This window comes from Devosia geojensis (assembly GCF_000969415.1).
GTDB lineage: Bacteria > Pseudomonadota > Alphaproteobacteria > Rhizobiales > Devosiaceae > Devosia > Devosia geojensis.
This window is the reverse complement of the sequence record NZ_JZEX01000094.1, coordinates 1-517: the sequence shown is the minus strand read 5'-3', so window position 1 is coordinate 517 and position 517 is coordinate 1. Positions and strand designations below refer to the sequence as shown.

The 517-nt window shown below is 57.8% G+C and carries 2 protein-coding genes; both read left to right on the top strand.

What is annotated here, in order from left to right; translation table 11 throughout:
• Positions 1-51: 51 nt before the first annotated feature.
• The gene (locus VE25_RS09355) at positions 52-294 is read left to right on the top strand and encodes a transcriptional regulator (RefSeq protein WP_046108353.1); all 243 of its coding nucleotides are present in this window, start codon (positions 52-54) and stop codon (positions 292-294) included.
• Positions 291-422 carry a hypothetical protein gene (locus VE25_RS23525; protein ID WP_280136837.1) on the top strand — a complete coding sequence of 44 codons (132 nt, stop codon included), beginning with the start codon at positions 291-293 and terminating at the stop codon, positions 420-422. Before VE25_RS09355 ends, VE25_RS23525 begins: the two co-directional genes overlap by 4 nt.
• Positions 423-517 lie beyond the last annotated feature (95 nt).

The following is a 517-nucleotide window of genomic DNA, read 5'->3' as shown; positions in this document are numbered from 1 at the left end:
GAACCAATAGTCATCTGAAAGGTTGTTGAAGGAACCAACACGGAGTTTGCGATGACCTTGCCAAACGATCCATCAAACCGATCGCCGAAGGGCGATCACAATCGCCGGCTGGCGCTGGGCATGGACCCGGATGATTTTGCCCTCAAGGCAGGCGTCACACCGGAGGCGCTGCACGAATATGAGGCGACGAGCCCGGACCACGACTTCGATATCACCGTAGCTAACCTCGTCGGCGCTGCGCTGGAACGCTTGGAGGCAAATCCCCCAGCATCACAAAAGGTGTCGAACCGATGACCAAGGAAAAATCCAAGCCTGCGCCGCTTGAGCTTGAGCCCGGCGAGCAGAAGGATGACAATATCGATGATATGGGCAGGAAACCAGGCGGCGCCAAGCAGGATCAGCCCGTCAAGCCGAAGTCATAGGCTGCTCAGCGGTCGGACAATTCCCACCGCGGGTTGATCCAAGGTACGCCGTTGTCTGTCGGCAGCATGGGCTTACCCAGAATATGGTCCGAGGC